Below are 19959 nucleotides of genomic sequence, written 5' to 3'. Positions count from 1 at the left end.
AAGAACCTTCCCTGCCAAAAGGTAAAAAGTACCTTTTGCAGGAAAGAACCTTAGTCACCGGGTCTAAACAGTCGGCTTCACTTTTATTTCACCCAACCGAGCAGCATTTCCCGCACGAATTTGCTTGCTGCGACTGGTGTTTGATCACTATGGTCGTAGACTGGAGCTACTTCTACTAAGTCTGCTCCAACTACATTTATATTTGAATTTGCAATTGCTACGATGGAATCTAATAATTCTTTAGATGTGATACCGCCAGCTTCTAATGTTCCTGTTCCTGGAGCGTGAGCTGGGTCTAATACATCAATGTCGATTGTGACATAGACTGGGCGGCCAGCAAGTTTCGGTAATACTTCTTTTAACGGTTCTAATACGTCAAATTTGTATAAGTTCATACCTACTTCTTTCGCCCATTCAAATTCTTCCTTCATTCCAGAACGAATTCCGAAAGAATATACGTTTTCCGGACCAATTAAATCACACACTTTACGAATTGGTGTAGAGTGGGATAAAGGCTCCCCTTCATACGATTCACGTAAATCAGTATGAGCATCCATATGGATGATTGCTAAATCCGGATATTTTTTTGCCATTGCCTTAAAAATTGGCCAAGACACTAGGTGCTCACCGCCGAGACCTAGTGGAAACTTATCGGCATCTAAAAGTTTTGATACATACTCTTCAATCATGTCTAAGCTGCGTTGTGCGTTTCCGAATGGTAATGGGATATCACCCGCATCAAAATATTTTACCTCTTCTAGTTCACGATCTAAATACGGGCTATATTCTTCAAGACCGATTGATACTTCACGAATACGTGCAGGGCCAAAACGAGATCCCGGACGGTAACTTACTGTCCAATCCATAGGCATCCCATAAATAACTACCTTTGACTCTTCAAAACTTGGATGACTTTTAATAAATACTTTACCTGAATAAGCTTCATCAAAACGCATATTCTTTTCCTCCTTATGTGGAACTTAAGGTATCCCAACCTTTCACTATTTCTCAAATTTGGAGCGAATTGCTCCTCTTTCTCGATTTACCGGGTCTTCTTTTTAACAACAAGAAGACGATTTTCTCTACAGAAGTGTAAGTAGCTAGCATGTTCAAGTCTTCTGGACAAACACCTTAAATGAGCTACTTACACTTTATTTGTTTGATACAATTCTCTTACTTAATTAAATCCCCAACAAATTTCGGTAATGCGAATGCTGCATTGTGTAATTCTTTTGTGTAGTATTTCGTTTCGATTTCGTGGAAACGCTCTTCACTTACTTCTAATGGATCATGTTTTTTAGATCCAATTGTGAACGTCCAAAGACCACTTGGGTAAGTTGGAATGTTTGCTGTGTATAAACGAGTAATTGGGAAGATCTCTTTTACGTCTTTAAACACAGTTGTAATTAGTTCTGGTGTAAACCAAGGGTTGTCCGTTTGTGCAACGAAAATACCATCTTCTTTTAACGCTTTTGAAATTCCAGCGTAGAAGCCTTTTGTAAATAGGTTTACTGCTGGTCCTACTGGCTCAGTAGAATCTACCATAATTACATCGTATTCATTTTCGCTTTCTGCGATATGTAGGAAACCGTCTCCTACTTTTACTTCTACACGCTCATTATCTAATGCGCCTGCAATTGATGGTAAGTATTGTTTAGAGTACTCAATTACTTTTCCATCGATTTCAACAAGAGTTGCTTTCTTTACACTTGGGTGTTTTAACACTTCACGAATAACACCACCATCACCGCCACCAACAACTAATACGTTTTCAGGGTTTGGATGTGTAAATAAAGGTACGTGTGCTACCATTTCGTGATAAACGAACTCATCTTTTTCTGTTGTCATAACCATGCCATCTAAAATAAGCATGTTTCCGAACTCTTCCGTTTCGACCATATCAAGTTTTTGGAATTCTGTTTGCTCCGTATGTAATGTGCGGTTAATACGCGCCGTAATCCCAAAATGTTTTGTTTGTTTTTCAGTGAACCATAGTTCCATCGTACAATCACGCCTTTCAATGCAAATTTATAATAGGGACATCATTAATGTCCCCTAACAAAAATAAAACAAAACATCCAAAATGTATAGTTAAAAGTACAAAAATACCGAAAATATATTTTAGTCAGAGGGTTCTAACATATGTGCGAAAAGGGTTTGCACCGCAAAAGGAAAGAAAACCCTTTCTTAAGAAAGGGCTTTTGTCTCTATTTCTACTGGTTTACGAATTGGAATTAGGATCATAATACAACCAACTAACACAACAATTCCACCTACTAAAAACGGACTTTGTGGTGAAACAGTATGACCGATAATTCCTGATAAAATTGGAGCAATCGCACCACCTAACCAACGAACAAAGTTATAAACACCTGACGTAACAGATCTTTCATAAGGTGAAATATCCATTACATAACTTGTATATAATGCATTGTTTAAGCCAGATGCCAATCCTGATAAAACGATAAGAGTAATTTGTAACCACATAATTTTCACAAAGAATAGTGCAATTAAGAAAATCGCAAATACGAGTAAACTACCCTTTAATAATGTTTTTGGTTCATATTTCCCTTCTAGCTTATGTGCTAAAATTGCAGAACCGTAAGCTAACGCGAGCCCCCATCCGCAAAATACAAAGCCTAATTGAATAGCTGATAAATGCATAATAAGTGGTGAATATGCTAACACAACGAAAAATCCGTAGTAGTATAACATTCCTGAAATCGCACCTTGCATAAACGGTTTATACTTCACCAGGTTAAGTAATTCTCCTACCCCAGCAGCCTTACGCTTCACTTTTCGCTCCGGTTCTTTTACAAAAAAGAATACTAAAATAAATGCTAAGAAAATTAAAATACTTGTCGCGAAAAACGGATAACGCCAAGAATGACCACCTAATATCCCGCCTAATAATGGTCCGCCAGCCATGCCTAAACCGATAGCTGCTTCGTATAATCCTACTGCTTCATGAACTTCTTTACTTAATGCTATTAATAGCGTCATTGCTGTAGCAAAAAACATCGCATTTCCTAATCCCCATCCAGCGCGGAAAAGAGATAATTGAGCAATCGTTTGCGATATACCGCATATAAACGCAAATACAGTCACAATCGCAAGACCGATTGTCATCATCCGTTTATCACCAAATCTCGATGCAAATATACCAGCTGGTAACATCATGATTGCCATCGTTAAAATATAAGCGGTAAATAACATTTCAACTTGCCAATGCGTTGCACCGATTTTCTCAGCAATAATTGGCAAAATTGGGTCAACTACCCCTATACCCGAAAAGGCAAGGAAGGTAGCCACCACTGTAATCAATCTCCCTAGTTTTTGTTTGCTCTCCATTTTGATTACTCTCCTTTTGTGTTCTCTAAAAATGTTACTGCACGATGTAAACTATCTTCTAGTTCTGCCTTTACACGTTGCATTTGCTCCATTTTTTCGTCTAGCGTTTCCACTTGTTTTTCAAGCATATCTTTAATTTCTTGAATCACTTCACGATCACGAGGGTTTTCGCTATTTCTTCTTTGCTCCATTCTTTCTTTTAACGATAAAAAATGCTGCATCTCTTGAAGCGTAATTCCTAACACTTCTTTCGCTTCCACAATTTTTTTAATTCTGGCGATATCCCCGTCTGTATACAGGCGAATGTTCCCCTCACTACGTTCAGGGGGATGAATTAAACCAATTTCCTCATAATAACGAAGTGTACGTTTTGTCAAACCAACTTGCTTTGTTACTTCATCAATTTTATACATGTTTATTCCTCCCTTCACTTAATTATTACATTTTACGTTAACGTTAACTTTTGTGCAACTGTTAGACTTTTGTAAATGTTTGTCATATTCAATTGTATTTTCCCTAAAGCAGTTTCATAATGAAAGAAAAGAGATAATAAGGAGAATTTCACATGAGTAAACCACTTATTTTCGCTCACCGCGGAGTAAAAGGAACACATCCCGAAAATACGATGATTGCCTTCCAAGAAGCAGAACGCATTGGCGCTCACGGAATTGAACTCGATGTCCACTTATCAAAAGATGGTGAACTTGTCGTAATTCACGATGAAACCGTCGATCGTACAACAAATGGCGTTGGACTTGTTTCGGAAAAAACGGTAGAGGAACTACAATCATTGGACGCTGGTAGCTATAAAGACCCTTCTTTCCATGAAGCAAAAATCCCAACGTTGCGTGAGGTTTTCATTTGGCTTTCCACAACGAACTTACAACTAAATATTGAATTAAAGACAGATGTTATTCATTACCCAAATATTGAGGAAAAAGCTGTTGCACTTGTGCGTGAATATCATCTTTCTAATCAAATTGTATTTTCATCATTTAACCATGACTCTGTTTCATTATTAGCAGAAATTGCTCCTGAAATCCCAAGAGCAATTTTATATGATACACCACTTGCTGATCCAATTGCCGAAGCAAAACATAGAGAAGCAAATGGATTACATCCAAACTTCCAGTTATTAACGAAAGAATTTGTGCAGTTAGCACAAGAGCAAGGGTATGTTTTCCGTCCATATACAATTAATGAATACAAAGATTTACAAACTATGATTGATTATGGTGTAGATGTCATCATTACCGATTGGCCAGCACGTGCCTTTGAGCTCCTTTCTTAATGGAAGGGGCTTTTTTATTTTCGAAATTTCATTGTTTAAAATAAACGAAAACCCTCAATACTAATACAATAACGCTTGTATTAATGAGGGGCTGAAAAAAGATGGATCAAACTATGAATCCAAAACTTAAAAAATATAAACGTCTTTTCTTCACCGCAATGTTTTCTTGCGTCCTTTTCTTCGTTTTTTCTTTTTTTATTATTATTATAGTTGCAAAAATTATGGGACCTCCTCCTGTTGCGGTCCCGCAAACAAGCGTCTTTTACGCAAATGATGACACTGTTATAGGACAAAGTAATGAAATGCAAAAACGTTACAATGTATCTCTTAATGAAATTTCACCTTATGTAAAAGAAGCGACCCTTTCTATTGAAGATCAAAGATTTTATAAACATCACGGCTTCGATATGAAACGGATTGCGGGTGCAATTGTTGCTGATTTAAAAGCGATGGCAAAAGTACAAGGAGCTAGTACAATTACACAACAATACGCGCGTAATCTGTATTTAGATCATGATAAAACGTGGAAACGTAAATTATTAGAGGCAATGTACACTGTCCGCCTTGAAGTAAACTATAATAAAAATCATATTTTAGAAGGATATTTAAACACAATTTATTACGGACATGGCGCTTATGGCATCGAAGCTGCGTCCCGTCTATATTTCGATAAAACGGCAAAAGAGTTAACATTAGCAGAAGCTAGTATGCTCGCAGGTATCCCGAAAGGGCCAAGTGTCTATTCTCCCTTTTTGAAAGAGGATCGTGCGAAAGGACGACAAGCTCTCATATTAGATGAAATGGTAGAACAAGGATATATTACGAAGCAACAAGCAGCCTTAGCGAAGAAAGAGCCACTAACTTTTGCCTCATTGGATACGAAAAAAGTAGCAGAGGTCGCACCATATTTCCAAGATGCTGTACAAGCTTCGCTTCTTCGTGATGTTGGATTAGACGAACAAGCTTTACAACGGGGTGGCTTGCGAATTTATACAACGCTAGACCCTAAACTACAAGCTGTAGCAGAACAAGCTGTAAAAGATCATATACCTGATACAACAAACATACAAACTGCTCTCGTCTCTATGAATCCAACGACAGGTGAAGTGGCTGCTCTTGTTGGTGGGACTGATTATAATATGAGTCAATTTAACAGGGCTACACAAGCCGTTCGTCAGCCTGGTTCTACATTTAAGCCATTTCTATATTATGCGGCATTAGAACGAGGATTCACGCCTGCTACGCGCTTAAAAAGCGAATATACTGTATTCACCTTAGGTGACGGAGTTTCAAAGTATAAACCGAAGAACTATAAAGATTATTATGCAGATGATTTCGTAACGATGGCACAAGCTCTCGCAGTCTCTGATAACATATATGCTGTGAAAACGAATTTGTTTTTAGGAGATGACGCGCTTGCAAAAACAGCGAAACAATTTGGAATTAAAAGTGCATTAAAAGATGTGCCTTCTCTAGCTCTTGGTACATCACCAGTAAAACCAATTGAAATGGTTAACGCTTATAGCATGTTCGCAAATGGTGGAAAAGAAGTAAAACCTACTTTCATTCGCCGCATTATGGATCATGAAGGAAATATATTATACGATGCTCATTTAGAGAGTAAACAAGTTCTCGACAAGAGCAAAGCGTTTGTAATGGAAGAAATGATGACTGGTATGTTTAATAAGAAACTAAGCAGTTATGCTGCTGTAACTGGCCAATCGATGTTATCAAAATTATCAAGAACATATGCAGGAAAATCCGGTTCTACTGAAACGGATAGTTGGATGATCGGATTTACTCCGCAAATCGTAACAGGTGTATGGGTCGGATATGATCAACCTAAATCTATTTCAAACGTAGCAGAACAAGGGTATGCCAAGAAAATATGGACTGATACGATGGAGAAGGGCTTAGATGGACAGCCTAAAAAAGGATTTAAACAACCAAGTGACGTCGTAGCGGTTAATATCAATCCAGAGAACGGTAAAATTGCTACAAAAAATTGTCCTATTTCTGTGAAAATGTATTTCGCTAAAGGTACCGAACCGACTGAATATTGTATGGATCACGTGGATGATAAAGAAGAATTTGAAAAAACGACTGAAGAAAAGAAAAAAACAAGTTGGTGGAAAAAATATCTTCCTTGGTAAAAAAATAGCTGACGGGCATCCGTCAGCTATTTTTTATTCACTTAATAATGCACGGCGCAATTCTTCACTAGATTCGTTCCAAATCGCTTCATTATGTTCTTTCAAGAACGTACCAAGTACCTTTTTAGATGATTCATCCATATGGTCAACCATAATGTGACGCTTCAATGATTTATCCATTTTATTTACGTGCTCTGGAAGTGATTTATATCCGCGGCGAATTTCACGGTCTACTGTCATTTCACAAGCTGTTACACCTGCATAATACGCACCTGTCGCAGTTCTTTCAATCGTTACCCAAACAAGCCAAAATGGTTTTCCGTTTGGAACTTCATCTTTATTTGTTAAAAACTTAATACCTTTTTCTACTGTACTACGCGCGTGCATCGCACCAATATCAACGAATGCAGTTTTCTCTAGTACATCAACAAATACAGGTGAAATGTTTTCTAAGCTTAATGCCCCAACACCAAATCCACCATGTCCATCTGTTGAATCATTTTTCACGATATTAAAACCGATTTTTTTCTTTTTCTCTGTCATATGTAAGTTCCTCCTCGTTTAAAGGCCGAAAATAGGCGCAATGATATTCTGTAAAAATATTAATACATACGGAATAACAACATTAAAAATAGGCTGAATTGTGTAATTACTAAGCGGTGTAATAACAAGAATTAATAACGCAATTGCCCCGTATTTTTCATACTGTGTCATTTTCGCGCGAATATTTGCTGGTGCTAAATCTTCCACTACGCGATACCCATCAAGTGGCGGTATCGGTAATAAATTAAAGACAAGTAAAACGATATTCAGCATAATAAAAATCTGGAAAAATTGAGCTAACGTATCTGCTACTGCAGATGGAATTGAGTATAATACACCAAATTTTAATAAGCTATACCAAATAATTAAACCAATTGCGCTTAAAATTAAGTTACTAATCGGCCCTGCAATTGAAACTAATATACCTGCAAGACGCGGTCTTTTAAAGTTATATGGGTTAACAGGAACCGGTCTTGCCCAACCGAATCCAAGAATTAATACTGCAATCAAACCTATAGGATCTAAGTGTGCCATCGGTGATAACGTTAAACGGCCTTGTCTCTTTGCTGTATCGTCTCCAAATTTATATGCTACATATGCATGTGCAAATTCATGAACTGATAATGCGATAATAATGGCCATTGCTACCAAAGGAATTTGGTGCAACGGGTATCTAAATAACTGATCCATGCTTCATCTCCTCTTCCATATGTCAAAAAAAGAAATTATTTGTTTTTTCGATTGTTCTTCCCCATAATCCGCTATAATAAGAGTGTAACTTACATAAAAGGAGCGATTGTACATGCCATACGTAACAGTGAAAATGCTAGAAGGACGCACAGAAGAACAAAAGAAAGCTCTTGCTGAGAAAGTAACAGCAGCAGTAAGCGAAACAACTGGTGCTCCTGAAGAAAACATCGTTGTTTTCATCGAAGAAATGTCTAAAAACCATTATGCAGTTGGCGGAAAACGCTTAAGTGACAAATAATTTCAAGTTTTTTCATAAGAAGCAGCCATTAGCTGCTTCTTATTTCTTTCCTTCTAACAACTCAATAATTCTCTCTTTATATTTTCCTTTTCTTCCATCTTCATAGATTAAATCATGTGGATAGAATAGCTTTTGATCCGTTCTTTTCTTACCTGTAATCGCCTCAACAATATCCGACTCACGTGAAAGCTCTCTAAGCTCTCCGTTTGGCATAAGAAGTAGGATTGGTAGACGCTCTTCTTCTTCTCCTGCACGATAAAAGTCATACGGTAAGTCTGATGTTGAATCAACTACTAAATAATACTCCGGATCAAGTCCAATCTTTTTAAATAAACTACTTAATTCCATCCAATTATCTAAACCGTGTTTATCTGTAAACTCTACATATTTAAATAGATTTCGATTCATAAAACGGCGGCATAAATCGCTTAAAATTGAATCTTCTTCTTCCTGCCATACTTGGAAGTAGTAATACATAACGTTCTCGTCTAACTTTAAATAATCCTCTACTGTTACTTCTTCTTCAAATAAAGAATAGAAATGAACAGGATGATTTTTAAATGTATAATACTTCTCGTGCAGTGATTTCGCACGGTGTAAAATCTTCGTTAAAATAACTTCTGCACTTCGCGTTACCGGGTGGAAATATACTTGCCAATACATTTGATAACGACTCATAATGTAATGCTCAACAGCATGCATACCACTATTTTTAATGACTACTTGATTCCCATACGGACGCATTACACGCAGTATACGTTCCATATCGAAGTTTCCGTACTTTACGCCTGTAAAATAAGCATCTCTTAATAAATAATCCATACGATCCGCATCAATTTGGCTCGAAATCATACTAATCGCTAATTTATTAGTAGATGTTTTTGCAATTACATCTGCTACCTTTTGTGGAAACTCCTTATCAACACGACTTAATACATCATTAATCTCCGTATCGCCTACGATAATCTTTTGCGTAAATTTCTCATGATCTAATGAAAATACTTTTTCAAACGAGTGAGAAAATGGGCCGTGACCGACATCATGAAGTAATGCCGCACATAAACATAACAATCTATCTTCAGCATTCCAATTTGGTCTGCCATCAAACACATCATCAATCATACGACGAATAATTTCGTATACACCTAACGAATGAGTAAAGCGACTATGCTCTGCACCGTGAAATGTAAAAAATGTCGTTCCAAGCTGCTTAATACGGCGCAAGCGTTGAAATTCTTTCGTTCCGATTAAATCCCAAATAACACGATCACGCACGTGCACATATTTATGTACTGGGTCTTTAAACACTTTTGTTTCGCTGAGTTTGTCGTTTAAATATACCACTTTCCGACATCCCCCTTTCTTTACTACATTCTTACTTTATATTATAAACGAAATGAGAAACAGAAAGAAATGAAAGACTGTATTAATTCCCTTTATAAAAAGAAAAAATCACCTTTACCGAAGTAAAAGTGATTTCCTTTATACATTATTTACCTAAAACGAATTCAGCAACTTCGTCTAAGATCATATCTTTCCCTAGTGGGAAGTAACCTTTGTTTAAGTCTTCATTTTTAATTGTAAATACGTGGTTATTTTTAACAGCGTTCATGTTTTTCCAAATTGATTCTTCTTGGAATTCTTTTAAGCGCTGAGAACCGTCACCAGTTGTAAATACGAATAAGTAATCTGGGTTGTAATCGATTAAAGCTTCTTTTTGTACTTGTACTAACGGTTTATCAGTTGGTGTACCTTTAACTGCTGGTAGTTTTAAATCATTAAAGATTACGCTACCGTAACCGTAATCACCATATACGCGGAAAGCATTTGGATATGCAGCCATTTTCATAAATGTTGCTTCACCAGTTTTAGCGACGATTTTGTCATGTAATTTGCTTGCTTTTTCATCATACTTTTTGAACCATTCTTTTGTTTCTTTTTCTTTACCGAAGATTTGACCTACTTCTTCGAATTTTGGACGCCATTGATCTAATGGAGTGTTTAACATAACTGTTGGTGCAATTTTAGATAATTGATCATAAATCTTTTCTTGACGATTATTTACAAGAATTAAATCTGGTTTTGCAGCAGCTACTGCTTCAATGTTAATTTTATCGCCCCAAGCAGAACCAACTGGTTTAACGTCTTTTAGTTTCTTTTCAATATGTGCATCAATTTTTTCTTGAGATGTATTAGCAGTAATAACCGGTTTCATACCGAAAATTAATAATTCTTCTGTTGAACCACTAAGGTCAGCAATTTTCTTTGGGTTTGCAGGAATTTTAATTTCCCCTTTTGCATGTTTTACAGTGCGCTCTTCAGTCTTTGCATCTGCTTTCTTTTCTTCTTCTTTGTTAGAACAAGCTGCAAATAGTACAGAAGTCACAACTAGTACCATTGCTAATAGTGCCATTTTAAAATTCTTCATGTTCCCACTCCTTCTAGCTGTATTTATCTTATAAGTTACAATGAACTATAAGAAACAAATATAACAATTAATTAATATATATTTATTAATTATTGTTAACAACCCATTCTAACGGGCGTTCAACTTCCCATTCTTATATAAGAAGCTCAACGTCCATTAGAATTCCCCCTCTTCAAGAGGGGGTTCTACTTATGCTTTTTTACGCAATTGATTACTAATCATCGCTAAATCATATGTTAAACAAATTGGCTTACAGTTTACTGGACATGGAACGATTTGAGCTTCAATCTCAAATACGTTACGAAGTGTTTCACTTGTCATAACTTCATCTGGCGTTCCTTGTTTCATTAACTTACCCGCTTTTAATGCAATCATATGATCAGAGAAACGAGAAGCGTGGTTTAAGTCATGGATAACCATAACAATCGTTCTACCTTCTTCTTCATTTAACTTTTTCAATAAGTTTAATACTTCTAATTGATGAGCCATATCTAAGTACGTTGTTGGTTCATCCAATACAAGTAATTCTGTTCCTTGTGCAAGAGCCATTGCGATCCAAACACGTTGACGTTGGCCACCTGATAGCGCTTCTGCTGGACGATTCGCAAATTCTTTCATTCCTGTCACTTCAAGTGCCCAGTTAATGTAGCGATAATCCTCTTCTTTCAACGTGCCAAACCCTTTTTGATGAGGGAATCTTCCATATGACACAAGCTCAAATACAGTAAGACCCGTTGGTACTTCTGCAGTTTGTGGTAAAATCGCCATTTTCTTTGCAATTTCTTTCGTTGGCTGTTTCTCAATTGCTTTTCCGTCGAGATAAACAGTACCTTGCTTTGCCTTCAAAATACGAGACGCCGTTTTTAATAATGTGGACTTCCCACAACCATTTGGTCCAATAATTGTTGTAATTTTCCCTTCCGGAATTTCAACTGTTAACCCGTCAATAATTAAACCTTCATTATAGCCAACAGATACCGCATCCACCGCTAAAGTTGCCATACGAAAAGCCTCCCTTTATTTTGTCCTCATAAGTAAATAAATGAAATATGGTGCACCAATTACAGAAATAACAAGACCGACTGGTATTTCTGAAGTTGTTAATACACTTCTTGAAATTACGTCTGCGAATAAAAGTAAAAACGTTCCTATTAGCGCAGCGGTGGGCAACATAATTTGATGTTTACCACCAACAAGGCGCCTTGCTAAATGCGGGGCCATTAAACCGATAAAGCCAATTCCGCCCGCAACAGCAACAGATGCACCTGCTAAACAAACTGCAATAAATAATAATTTACGTCTTTCTTTTTCTACGTTTACACCAAGGCCAACTGCTGTAGAATCGCCTAGGTTCATTACATTTAATATGTGTGCTTTACTTATAGCAAGCGGTAAGAAAATAACCATCCATGGAAGTACACTTAATACGAATTTCCAATCTGTACCCCATAGACTTCCCGCCAGCCAAATCGTAGCAAAACGAAAATCGTTAGATGTCATCTTCATAGAGAAAATTAAACTAACAGCTCCAAATCCAGCTGCAACGGCAATACCGACAAGTATTAATCGAGTCGATGAAACGCCGTCTTTCCATGCTAGTAAATAAATAATTACCGCTGCTAATATCGCTCCAACTAGTGCAAAGAATGGAAGAATGAATACAGATAAAAATGTACCAGTCCCTACTTTCCCGAAGAAGAAGTAGACGAATATAACAACTGTTAATCCCGCTCCAGCATTAATACCTATAATACCTGGATCAGCAAGCGGATTTCGTGATAAACCTTGCAAAATCGCACCTGACATAGCTAAAGCAGATCCGACTAGTATAGCAATTACCATACGTGGCATACGGAATTCAAATAAAATAACAGACTGATCTTCAGCCCCTAGTCCAACCAATGACTTTAATACGTCCATTGGCGGGATTTTAAAAGTTCCTGTATTTAAACTAATAAGAAATATAGAAACGATTAGTCCTACTAAAATCGTTAATATAGAAATGTTCTTTTTTGTTAAGACACTCGTCCTCACATCTTTCCTCTCCCTTCATTACGTGCTAAGTAGAGGAAGAATGGAACCCCAATTAGCGCTGTAATTGCTCCAATTGGCGTTTCAAATGGCGGGTTAATAACGCGAGATAACATATCTGCACATTCAATTAACAGCCCGCCTAAGACCGCAGAACATGGAATAACCCATCTATAGTCCGAGCCTACAAGAAAACGAGTCATATGCGGAATTACAAGACCAACAAATCCAACTGATCCTGCCATGGAAACTGCGGAACCCGTTAAAACAAGAACAAGTACTGTTCCGATAAATTTAATTAATGTCGTATTTTGACCAAGTCCAATTGCAATTTCTTCACCGAAGCTCAAAATTGTAATATATCTCGACATCATAATTGCGATAAAAAGACAAACAAGGCCAATTGGCACTAACATATTAATACTTTGCCATTTCACTCCAGCAACTCCGCCTGCATTCCACATGCTTACCTCTTGGGCAAGATTGAAATACAATGCGATTCCAGATGAAATCGCCCCTAATAAAGCACTAATAGCTGCACCTGCTAAAGCTAATTTTACAGGTGTTAATCCACCTGGTGAAGAAGACCCAATTCCATATACAATGCTTGCACCAAACGCAGCTCCAATAAAAGATGCGATAACAAACATTAAATAAGGTGAATTAGGAAAAAATGCATACATAATTGCAATTCCAAATACAGCCCCATCTGTAATCCCCATTAACGATGGCGAAGCAAGTGGATTTCGCGTCATACCTTGCATAATTGCTCCTGATACCGCTAAAAAGGCACCTGCAACTACGCCCCCTATTGCTCTAGGCATGCGAAGCTCTTGAATTACATTATGATGTGTAATAGATCCATCAAACTGAAATACAGCTTGCCATACAGTCTTTAAACTAATATCTGCAGCCCCAAAAGAAATAGAAACTGCCATGCTTAAAGCTAACAAAACTGTACCCGCTACTAAAATAATAGAAGCGATAAGCGGTCTGCTCTTAATCTCTTTAACATTCTCTTCTTGCTGTTCTATACTGCTTGCGCTCGCTTCCATCCCTCAACCATCCTAACTAACAACATATATTTATTGAAATGAAATTTATTCTCAAATAGTAATAAAAAAATTAGGTGAATTGTTATTTTCCTGATAATGATTCTCAGAATCAGACACTTCTATTCTACCTATCGCTTTAAAAGACTGTCAACCATTATTTTGAAATATAAATTTATACAAATTGGAATTTTAATACAAAAGTTGTGTCTATCCTTTAGAAAACGTTCGTCCATACGAGAGTACTTTCGCAGAATAAATTATTCCTCTTATGGGCATAAAAAAGAAGAGTAATCTTTTCACTCTTCTTTTTCTTACTTATTTAACTTTGCTTCAATTTTTGCGATTAACTCATCTTCTGTTGGAGCCGCAACTGGACGGTTATTTACAAATGCGAATGATTTTTTACGACCAGGACCACAGTAAGACTGACATCCAACTTCAATCGTTGCACATGAATCTACTTTTTTTAACTTCGGAACTAACGTTTTAACGTTCGTTGCCTGACAGTCATCGCACACGCGAAACTCGTTTCCCATTATATAACACTTCCTCTATTTTAAACTTTTCTCAAGTACGTTTAAAAATAAACACTAAATGGTATTTTACCGCTCTTTGAAGCTCGTTGCAAGTTTCCCTACAAAGCCTATTCTCTACATAATGCTACATATTTTATATGCTCTCCTACAGAAGCGCTCACCATTCATGGGAAAATTTTTACCTTTCATCGAAATCTACCATATTTTTAAAAGCTTTGTATAAAAGTTTATTTTTTTGCCCATTATAAAAATAGGAAGTTCATAAAAAGAAAGGGAGTTGAATCTATGAAAGTAAGACAAGATGCTTGGACAGATGAGGATGATTTATTACTTGCTGAAACGGTACTTCGTCATGTTAGAGAAGGAAGTACGCAATTAAATGCATTTGAGGAAGTAGGGGATCAGTTAAATCGTACATCTGCTGCTTGTGGTTTCCGCTGGAATGCTGTTGTTCGCTATAGCTATGAACAAGCTCTTCAACTAGCAAAAAAACATCGTAAAGATAAAATGCGTGCTGCAAGCGGTGAACAAGCGAAAAAACGTTTACTTTATACACCACCAGCTTCAGATTCGATAACTGATTATGAAGAATTAGTACAAGAAGAATCAATCGTACAATATAAAGAAGCTATTCCATATCAAGAATCTACTGCTCCTGCTGCAAGAAGCTCTATAACAATGCAAGATGTTATTTATTTTTTACAAACAGTCGGATCTTCAAATATAAAAGTGACAGCTCTTGAAAACGAGAATACGAGATTGAAACAAGAAATTAAAGCACAAATCCTTCGGAATGAGGAACTAGAAAAGAAACTAGAAAAATTAGAAAAGCAATCTCATACTGTACAAGAAGATTACGAAACACTTATGAACATTATGAACCGAGCTCGTAAATTGGCAGTCATGGATGACGAAGAACGTTCTCAAACATCTTTCCGAATGGACCGAAACGGTAATTTAGAAAAAATTGCAGAATAAAAAGGATGCATGTAATGCATCCTTTTTATTATTTCACCTATAAGCTCCCCCTTTATATGTGAGAAAACTCCATTCTTCATTTTTTGCTATAATAGAGATTGTCATTTTAAAGATAAGGGGTTAGTTATATGAGCAATTCCCGTTCCATTTTATCTCAGCCAGAGTGGCGCATTGTAGATCAATCTAGTTTAGGACCAACATTCCATGCACTTCAGTCATTCGCAATGGATGACACATTATGCACAAGCATTGGAAATGGCAAGTCAGCGGCAACAATGCGTTCATGGGTTCATCACAATACAATTGTCCTTGGCATTCAAGATTCACGCCTTCCGCATTTAGAAGAAGGTATTTCTTTTTTAAAACAAAACAACTTCAATGTTATTGTCCGTAATTCTGGCGGGCTTGCGGTCGTGCTTGATGAAGGTGTTTTAAACGTATCACTTTTATTCCAAGAAACAGAAAAAGGTATCGATATTGACCTTGGATACGATACAATGTGGCATTTGATTAAGGAGATGTTAAAGGATTACGACGTTACTATCGAGGCAAAAGAAATTGTCGGCTCTTACTGTCCTGGTAGTTATGACTTAAGTATTCGCGATCAAAAATTCGCTGGTATTTCACAACGTCGTATTCGCGGAGGTGTCGCTGTCCAAATCTATCTCTGCGCTACCGGAAGTGGCTCTGAGCGTGCCGCACTCGTTCGTGATTTCTACAACCTAGCAATTCAAGGGGAAGAAACACGCTTTACGTACCCTGAAATTGTACCAAGTACGATGGCCTCACTCTCAGAATTACTTGGTGAAACCATTACAGTACAAGATTTAATGATGCGTCTTTTAAAAACATTGCAGCAATTCGCTCCAAAGTTAACACCATCTCAATTAACAATAGATGAGATTCCTTTATATGAGACGAATTTACAACGTATTATTGATCGTAATAATAAAGCACTTGGTTTACAAAAATAAAGACCGTCGCTATAATAGCGACGGTCTTTATTTCAATTCATTATAGAATTAAAGTGCTTGAGCTGCTGTAATTAAAGCTAACTTGTACACTTCTTCCTCGTTACATCCACGAGATAGGTCATTTACAGGCATGTTTAAGCCTTGTAAGATTGGTCCTACTGCTTCGAAGTTACCTAAACGTTGAGCGATTTTGTAGCCGATATTACCAGCTTCTAAGCTTGGGAATACGAATACGTTAGCATCACCTTTAATTGTAGAACCTGGAGCTTTTTTCTCAGCTACAGATGGTACGAATGCAGCATCGAATTGGAATTCTCCATCTAAAGTTAACTCAGGAGCCATTTCTTTTGCAATGCGAGTTGCTTCTACAACTTTTTCTGTTTCTGGAGATTTCGCAGAACCTTTTGTAGAGAAGCTTAACATAGCAACGCGTGGATCAATGCCGAATAACTCAGCAGTTTTCGCACTTTCGATACCGATTTCAGCTAAATCTTGGCTGTTTGGTGCAATGTTAATTGCGCAATCAGCGAATACATATTTCTCTTCTTCACGTACCATGATGAATACGCCAGAAGTTTTTGTAACGCCTGGTTTTGTTTTAATAATTTGAAGTGCTGGACGAACTGTATCAGCTGTAGAGTGAGCTGCACCACTTACTAGACCGTGTGCTTTGCCCATGTATACAAGCATTGTACCGAAGTAGTTTTCGTCTTTAAGGATTTTGCGAGCGTCTTCTTCAGTTGCTTTACCTTTACGGCGTTCAACGAAAGATGCTACCATTGCATCCATTTCTTCGTATGTAGCTGGGTCGTAAATATCAACGCCTGCTAATGTTAAATTCATGCTAGCAGCTTTTGCGCTAATTTCTTCTCTATTACCAACTAAGATTGGTTTTACTAACTCTTCTTTTGCTAAACGCTCTGCAGCGCCTAAAATTCTTTCATCAGTTCCTTCAGGAAGTACGATAGAAATGCCTTTTCCTTGAACTTTTTCTTTTACTGTTGTAAATAAGTTGCTCACGAATAAACCCTCCTACATATGTTAAAAAAACTCTATCTTTAAGAATACTGCTTTTCTTCTATATTTTAAACTTATAGCTCCCAAAAAATAGATAAAATAAAAATGATTATATTTTCATAAAATTCAGCCGTTAAATTCACCTTGCTTAAACACTTAAATGTGACAATTTTATGCGCCAAGGTTTTATATAGATGATTTTAAAACTATATATGCTATAGTTAACGTGTAAAACTATCATTAACTGAGGTGAATAGAATGAGTGAAGCAACAACAACGTTAGATGGCTGGTATTGTTTACATGATTTACGTTCTATTGATTGGGCTGCATGGAAAACATTATCTAGCGACGAACGCGGACAAGCAGTGTCTGAATTTTTAAATGTCGTTGAAAAATGGAACGAAGTAGCTACTGCGAAAAAAGGTAGTCACGCAATGTATACAGTTGTTGGCCAAAAAGCTGATATTATGCTTATGATTTTACGTCCAACAATGGAAGAGTTAAATGAAATTGAGACAGAATTGAATAAAACAACTTTAGCTGAATATATGGTTCCTGCATATTCTTACGTATCTGTTGTTGAATTAAGCAACTATCTTCCAGCTGATGAGGATCCATACCAAAACCCGCAAATTTTAGCTCGCTTATATCCTGAATTGCCGAAAGCAAATCATATTTGCTTCTATCCAATGGATAAGCGTCGCCAAGGTGATGACAACTGGTACATGCTTCCTATGGAAGAGCGTAAAAAAATGATGTACAGTCATAGTAAAATTGGCCGTCAATACGCAGGTAAAGTACGCCAAGTGATTTCAGGATCTGTTGGATTCGACGATTTCGAATGGGGCGTAACATTATTCGCTGACGATGTTCTTCAATTTAAAAAACTTATATATGAAATGCGCTTCGATGAAGTAAGTGCTCGTTATGGTGAATTTGGAACATTCTTCGTTGGAAACATTTTACCAGACGAAAAAGTAGAGAAATTTTTACACATATAAATGGTGAAAAGGAACGAAATTCGTTCCTTTTTTTATTCTTCTCTATATTTATCCTCAAAAATCCCCTTTTTTCTGCACTTTTGAAGAAAAACCGACATTTTTTCAAATTTATTGTAAAATTGTAACCTTTTTATATGTAAAGATATGCTAAAATGATACGAGCTATATGCTAAATAACGATGCGAAGGTGATAATCTATATGAAAAAAATTTTGTCTATTTTACTATTGCTTGTATTGTCAATTTCTTCCTTAGGAGTAACAACATCCCATGCGGAAGAAAAAATACATATTGAGGCAGCCGCTGCACTTTTATTTGATGCAGATACAGGAAAAATACTTCACGAGCAAAATCCCGATGAATTGCTAGCTATTGCTAGTATGTCGAAATTAATTGTTGTTTACGCTGTTTTAGAAGCAATTAAAGAAGGAAAAATCACATGGGATACGAAAGTAAATATTTCTGATTACGCTTATGAAGTCTCTCGTAATAATGAATTCTCTAATGTACCGTTCGAAAAAGGACGTCAATATACTGTAAAAGAATTATATCATTCTATTGTTATATTTTCTGCAAATGGATCTAGTATCGCTTTAGCAGAACTTCTTGCAGGAAGTGAGAAAAACTTCTTAAATCTTGCAAATGAACATGCTAAAAAGCTAGGATTAAAGAAATATAAATTTGTAAACGCTACGGGCTTAAATAACGCTGACTTAAAAGGAAAACATCCTGAGGGTACTGATCCAAATGCAGAAAACTCTATGTCAGCTCGTGATATGGGTATGCTTTCAAAAGCAATGATTACAAAGTATCCAGAAATGCTAGAGGATACAAAACAAAGATTTAGAAACTTCCCAGACAATCACCCAAAACCAATTCGTATGGAAAACTGGAATTGGATGTTACCAGGAGCTGCTTTCGCTTATGAAGGTACTGATGGTTTAAAAACTGGAAGTTCTGATACAGCTGGATACGGATTTACTATTACTGCTAAACGTGGTGATGTACGTCTTATCTCGGTTATTATTAAAACAAAATCAATGGATGAACGTTTCACAGAATCTCGTGAATTAATCGAATATGGATTTAATAACTTTGAAAAACAAAAACTAAAAGTTAATAAGAACAATACAATCTCTGTAGTAAAAGGGAAAGAAGACCAAGTAACTGTTGCACCCGAAAAAGAAATAACAGTAATTGCGAAAAAAGGTAGCAAAGAACCTTATAAAATTGGGACTGAATTAGATAAATCTCTTGCTGAAGATGGACATTTAGTTGCTCCTATTAAGAAAGATGCCAAAGTAGGCTCAATTACTTTAGAATCAACTGATAAATATGGTTTCTTAGACGGTAGTAAAAGTATGAAAGTTACTGCAAAAACGACAGAGGAAGTTGAAAAAGCAAATTGGTTTGTGTTAACAATGCGCTCTATTGGTGATTTCTCCTCAAACTTATGGTCTAAAGTTTTTTAATAAAAAAGCTGGCTCACGCTAGCTTTTTTTATTTTCCGCTCTCAATGTAAAACTTCGTTTGGTTGTCATATCTGAGCCCTTTTCCTCATACGTATGAACTAGTAATTGTTACACACTTCATCTAGAGATAAACCTCTTTCC

Annotated in this window: 20 protein-coding genes; 7 read left to right on the top strand and 13 right to left on the bottom strand. The window is 36.7% G+C overall.

Features of this window, described 5'->3' with window-relative positions:
* Positions 1 to 83: 83 nt before the first annotated feature.
* The 4 genes from speB to QO049_RS00620 all read right to left on the bottom strand — a co-directional run bounded on the left by speB (position 84) and on the right by QO049_RS00620 (position 3764).
* Positions 84 to 956 (bottom strand): agmatinase, encoded by an 873-nt coding sequence (gene speB / locus QO049_RS00635; RefSeq protein ID WP_001209831.1) that lies wholly within the window; start codon positions 954 to 956, stop codon positions 84 to 86.
* Positions 957 to 1173: 217 nt separating this feature from the next.
* A complete protein-coding gene (gene speE / locus QO049_RS00630) occupies positions 1174 to 2001 on the bottom strand; it encodes a polyamine aminopropyltransferase (protein ID WP_000424696.1) in 828 nt (275 codons plus the stop codon).
* 186 nt (positions 2002 to 2187) lie between these two features.
* Positions 2188 to 3351 carry an MFS transporter gene (locus QO049_RS00625; RefSeq protein ID WP_000444233.1) on the bottom strand — a complete coding sequence of 388 codons (1164 nt, stop codon included), beginning with the start codon at positions 3349 to 3351 and terminating at the stop codon, positions 2188 to 2190.
* A gap of 5 nt (positions 3352 to 3356) precedes the next feature.
* Positions 3357 to 3764, bottom strand: coding sequence for a MerR family transcriptional regulator (locus QO049_RS00620; protein ID WP_000276578.1), 408 nt, complete (start codon positions 3762 to 3764; stop codon positions 3357 to 3359).
* A gap of 152 nt (positions 3765 to 3916) precedes the next feature.
* Here QO049_RS00620 and QO049_RS00615 point away from each other — a divergent pair, with 152 nt between their 5' ends.
* Together QO049_RS00615 and QO049_RS00610 are read left to right on the top strand one after the other, a co-directional pair.
* Positions 3917 to 4642: a glycerophosphodiester phosphodiesterase gene (locus QO049_RS00615; protein ID WP_000042786.1), complete on the top strand. Its 726-nt coding sequence runs from the start codon at positions 3917 to 3919 to the stop codon at positions 4640 to 4642.
* A gap of 101 nt (positions 4643 to 4743) precedes the next feature.
* Positions 4744 to 6795, top strand: a complete 2052-nt coding sequence (locus QO049_RS00610; protein ID WP_246961670.1) for a transglycosylase domain-containing protein — start codon at positions 4744 to 4746, stop codon at positions 6793 to 6795.
* Positions 6796 to 6828: 33 nt separating this feature from the next.
* Here the strand turns inward: QO049_RS00610 and QO049_RS00605 are convergent, their stop codons facing one another.
* Entirely contained in the window at positions 6829 to 7338 is a 510-nt protein-coding gene (locus QO049_RS00605; RefSeq protein WP_000136678.1) for a YwhD family protein, read from the bottom strand.
* 18 nt (positions 7339 to 7356) lie between these two features.
* Positions 7357 to 8028 (bottom strand): site-2 protease family protein, encoded by a 672-nt coding sequence (locus tag QO049_RS00600; protein WP_016111037.1) that lies wholly within the window; start codon positions 8026 to 8028, stop codon positions 7357 to 7359.
* Between the two features lie 112 nt (positions 8029 to 8140).
* Here QO049_RS00600 and QO049_RS00595 point away from each other — a divergent pair, with 112 nt between their 5' ends.
* A complete protein-coding gene (locus tag QO049_RS00595; protein WP_001147171.1) occupies positions 8141 to 8326 on the top strand; it encodes a 2-hydroxymuconate tautomerase in 186 nt (61 codons plus the stop codon).
* A gap of 39 nt (positions 8327 to 8365) precedes the next feature.
* On the opposite strand, the gene QO049_RS00590 is transcribed toward QO049_RS00595, so the two are convergent.
* The 6 genes from QO049_RS00590 to QO049_RS00565 form a co-directional block, all read right to left on the bottom strand.
* The gene (locus QO049_RS00590; RefSeq protein WP_000262731.1) at positions 8366 to 9670 is read right to left on the bottom strand and encodes an HD domain-containing protein; all 1305 of its coding nucleotides are present in this window, start codon (positions 9668 to 9670) and stop codon (positions 8366 to 8368) included.
* Between the two features lie 145 nt (positions 9671 to 9815).
* Positions 9816 to 10754, bottom strand: coding sequence for an ABC transporter substrate-binding protein (locus tag QO049_RS00585; RefSeq protein ID WP_000787724.1), 939 nt, complete (start codon positions 10752 to 10754; stop codon positions 9816 to 9818).
* Positions 10755 to 10943: 189 nt separating this feature from the next.
* Positions 10944 to 11756: an ABC transporter ATP-binding protein gene (locus QO049_RS00580; RefSeq protein WP_000212068.1), complete on the bottom strand. Its 813-nt coding sequence runs from the start codon at positions 11754 to 11756 to the stop codon at positions 10944 to 10946.
* 15 nt (positions 11757 to 11771) lie between these two features.
* Entirely contained in the window at positions 11772 to 12788 is a 1017-nt protein-coding gene (locus QO049_RS00575; protein WP_001260757.1) for a FecCD family ABC transporter permease, read from the bottom strand.
* On the bottom strand, positions 12785 to 13840 hold the full coding sequence (locus QO049_RS00570; RefSeq protein ID WP_000388296.1) for a FecCD family ABC transporter permease: 1056 nt from the start codon (positions 13838 to 13840) through the stop codon (positions 12785 to 12787). The genes QO049_RS00575 and QO049_RS00570 overlap by 4 nt, the downstream gene beginning before the upstream one ends.
* A 311-nt stretch (positions 13841 to 14151) precedes the next feature.
* Positions 14152 to 14376, bottom strand: coding sequence for a YuzB family protein (locus QO049_RS00565; RefSeq protein WP_000526078.1), 225 nt, complete (start codon positions 14374 to 14376; stop codon positions 14152 to 14154).
* A gap of 285 nt (positions 14377 to 14661) precedes the next feature.
* Here QO049_RS00565 and QO049_RS00560 point away from each other — a divergent pair, with 285 nt between their 5' ends.
* Together QO049_RS00560 and lipL are read left to right on the top strand one after the other, a co-directional pair.
* Positions 14662 to 15354, top strand: coding sequence for an RsfA family transcriptional regulator (locus tag QO049_RS00560; protein ID WP_246961672.1), 693 nt, complete (start codon positions 14662 to 14664; stop codon positions 15352 to 15354).
* Positions 15355 to 15482: 128 nt separating this feature from the next.
* Positions 15483 to 16328, top strand: coding sequence for an octanoyl-[GcvH]:protein N-octanoyltransferase (gene lipL / locus QO049_RS00555; protein WP_097998545.1), 846 nt, complete (start codon positions 15483 to 15485; stop codon positions 16326 to 16328).
* Positions 16329 to 16376: 48 nt separating this feature from the next.
* Here the strand turns inward: lipL and pta are convergent, their stop codons facing one another.
* On the bottom strand, positions 16377 to 17348 hold the full coding sequence (gene pta, locus QO049_RS00550) for a phosphate acetyltransferase (protein ID WP_000067225.1): 972 nt from the start codon (positions 17346 to 17348) through the stop codon (positions 16377 to 16379).
* Between the two features lie 255 nt (positions 17349 to 17603).
* Here pta and hemQ point away from each other — a divergent pair, with 255 nt between their 5' ends.
* A complete protein-coding gene (hemQ, locus tag QO049_RS00545; RefSeq protein WP_001287595.1) occupies positions 17604 to 18347 on the top strand; it encodes a hydrogen peroxide-dependent heme synthase in 744 nt (247 codons plus the stop codon).
* Positions 18348 to 18546: 199 nt separating this feature from the next.
* Entirely contained in the window at positions 18547 to 19818 is a 1272-nt protein-coding gene (locus QO049_RS00540) for a serine hydrolase (RefSeq protein WP_246961675.1), read from the top strand.
* Positions 19819 to 19959: the final 141 nt, after the last annotated feature.

This window comes from Bacillus sp. RB3, from assembly GCF_030164735.1.
Lineage (GTDB): Bacteria > Bacillota > Bacilli > Bacillales > Bacillaceae_G > Bacillus_A > Bacillus_A cereus.
The sequence above is the reverse complement of the archived record's forward strand: the minus strand, read 5'-3'. Positions and strand labels throughout refer to the sequence as shown.